Consider the following 3,113-nt stretch of genomic DNA (forward strand, 5'->3'; position numbering starts at 1 on the left):
GCCCCTGCAGTTATGACTGCAGGGGCCTGTATAGGATTCGGCACCGACCTACTCTCCCACCTTTTACGGCAGTACCATCGGCTCTGGCGGGCTTGACTGCTCTGTTCGGAATGGGAAGAGGTAGACACCGCCGATATAGGCACCTGAAATATCTTTATTGACATATACCGGGAAAAAAAGAAACAACAACAACAAAAAACAAGAGGACAAAGGAACTCTCCGGCGCGGAAAGCTTCGGGCTATTAGTACCGCTCAGCTATGGTATCTCTACCTTTACACCTGCGGCCTATCAACGTGGTAGTCTCCCACGGCCCTGTAAGGAAGTCTTATCTCGTGGCGGGTTTCGCACTTAGATGCTTTCAGCGCTTATCCTCACCGCACGTAGCTACCCAGCAGTACACCTGGCGGCATAACTGGTTCACCAGAGGTGCGTCCAGCCCGGTCCTCTCGTACTAAGGCCAGACCCACTCAGACTTCCAACGCCCACAACAGATAGGGACCGAACTGTCTCGCGACGTTCTGAACCCAGCTCGCGTGCCACTTTAATGGGCGAACAGCCCAACCCTTGGGACCTTCTCCAGCCCCAGGATGTGACGAGCCGACATCGAGGTGCCAAACCTCCCCGTCGATATGAGCTCTTGGGGGAGATCAGCCTGTTATCCCCAGAGTACCTTTTATCCTTTGAGCGATGGCCCTTCCATACGGAACCACCGGATCACTATGTCCGTCTTTCGACCCTGCTCGGCTTGTAGGCCCCACAGTCAAGCAAGCTTTTGCCATTGCACTCCGCGTACGGTTACCAAGCGTACTGAGCTTACCTTTGAAAGCCTCCGTTACCTTTTTGGAGGCGACCACCCCAGTCAAACTACCCACCAAACAATGTCCCCCGAAGAATCGGGGTTAGGGAACCCGTACGGAAAGGGCGGTATTTCAAGGGCGATTCAACGCATCCTGGCGAACACGCTTCAACATCTCCCGCCTATCCTACACATCCCGTACAGATTCACAATGTTAAGCTATAGTGAAGGTTCATGGGGTCTTTCCGTCCCGTTGCGGGTAGCCGGCGTCTTCACCGGCACCACAATTTCACCGAGCCCATGGCTGAGACAGCGCCCAGATCGTTACACCATTCGTGCAGGTCGGAACTTACCCGACAAGGAATTTCGCTACCTTAGGACCGTTATAGTTACGGCCGCCGTTTACCGGGGCTTCGATTCAATGCTTCACAGCTTGCGCCGTTGACATCCCCTCTTAACCTTCCGGCACCGGGCAGGTGTCAGGCCTTATACCTCATCTTGCGATTTCGCAAAGCCATATGTTTTTGTTAAACAGTCGCCTGGGCCTTTTCACTGCGGCTTCTCCATCGCTGGAGGAAGCGCCCCTTCTCCCGAAGTTACAGGGCCATTTTGCCGAGTTCCTTAGCCATGGTTAACTCGAGCACCTTAGGATTCTCACCCCAACCACCTGTGTCGGTTTGCGGTACGGGTCTTATATACCTGGAGCTTAGCGGGTTTTCTCGGTAGCCAGATTACCTGCGCTATCTGCGCAGCCGAAGCTTTGCAGTACTGTCAGGTTTCAGCAGGAAATGCGGATTTGCCTACATCTCCTCTACCTACGCCCTTCAACGCACTATTCCGTCAGTGCGCGGCAGTGTCACTTCTACGTCACCGCATCGCAGTATATAAGAGTACCGGAATATTAACCGGTTGTCCATCGGACATCGCCCTTCGGCTGGTCCTTAGGCCCCGACTGACCCTGATCCGATTAGCGTTGATCAGGAAACCTTGGTCTTTCGGTGGGCGGGTTTCCCACCCGCCTTATCGTTACTCATGCCTACATTTGCTTTTCCATGCAGTCCAGGAAAGGTCACCCCCTCCATTCACCCCACATGGAATGCTCCCCTACCAATGGTAGATTATTCTACCAGTCCATAGCTTCGGTAGCTGTCTTGATGCCCGTTTATTATCCACGCCCGGCCGCTCGACTAGTGAGCTGTTACGCACTCTTTAAATGAATGGCTGCTTCCAAGCCAACATCCTAGCTGTCTGGGCAACCGGACCTCGTTAGATCAACTTAGACTGCATTTGGGGACCTTAGCTGATGGTCTGGGTTCTTTCCCTCTCGGCCTTGGACCTTAGCACCCAAAGCCTCACTGCCAGGAATATTTAACGGCATTCGGAGTTCGTCTGGATTTGGTAGGATTTGACTCCCCCGCACCCAATCGGTAGCTCTACCTCCGTTAAACTCCATCCTGACGCTGTTCCTAAAAACATTTCGGGGAGTACGAGCTATTTCCCAGTTTGATTGGCCTTTCACCCCTACCCTCAGGTCATCCGGAAACTTTTCAACGTTTATCGGTTCGGTCCTCCATTGCGTGTTACCGCAACTTCAACCTGCCCAAGGGTAGATCACTAGGTTTCGCGTCTGCCCCGCCCGACTCTGCGCCCTATTTGGACTCGCTTTCGCTCCGGCTCCCCCACTGAATGGGTTAACCTTGCCGGACAGGAGCAACTCGTAGGCTCATTATGCAAAAGGCACGCCGTCATCCCATTAAGGGACTCCGACCGATTGTAAGCACACGGTTTCAGGTTCTTTTCACTCCCCTGTTCGGGGTTCTTTTCACCTTTCCCTCACGGTACTGGTCCACTATCGGTCTCCCAGGAGTATTTAGCCTTGGCGGATGGTGCCGCCGGATTCACGCAGGATTTCTCCGGTCCCGCGCTACTCAGGATACTGTTAGGTCGATATTGTTTGCGTGTACGGGGCTATCACCCTTACCGCCCGGCTTCCCATCCGGTTCCACTTCCCGTTATCGTACCACATCACAGTCCTACAACCCCCCTTATGCCGTAACATAAAGGGTTTGGGCTTCTCCGCGTTCGCTCGCCACTACTTGCGGAATCACTCTTGTTTTCTCCTCCTGCGCCTACTTAGATGTTTCAGTTCAGCGCGTTCGCCTACCACATTAAGTGGTATGACATGCCTTCAGCATGCCGGGTTGCCCCATTCGGAAACCCGCGGATCATTTCGTATGTGCCGATCCCCGCGGTTTATCGCAGCTTGTCGCGTCCTTCTTCGCCTCTGGGAGCCTAGGCATCCCCCGTGTGCCCTTA

The 3,113-nt window shown here is 53.9% G+C and carries 2 rRNA genes; both read right to left on the reverse strand.

Annotated elements, in window-relative coordinates:
• Window positions 1-35: 35 nt before the first annotated feature.
• Window positions 36-147: ribosomal RNA gene (rrf, locus tag FXV77_RS21735) — 5S ribosomal RNA — on the reverse strand.
• A gap of 81 nt (window positions 148-228) precedes the next feature.
• Window positions 229-3,113: ribosomal RNA gene (locus FXV77_RS21740) — 23S ribosomal RNA — on the reverse strand.

This window comes from Sphingobacterium phlebotomi, from assembly GCF_008180195.1.
GTDB classification, from domain to species: domain Bacteria; phylum Bacteroidota; class Bacteroidia; order Sphingobacteriales; family Sphingobacteriaceae; genus Sphingobacterium; species Sphingobacterium phlebotomi.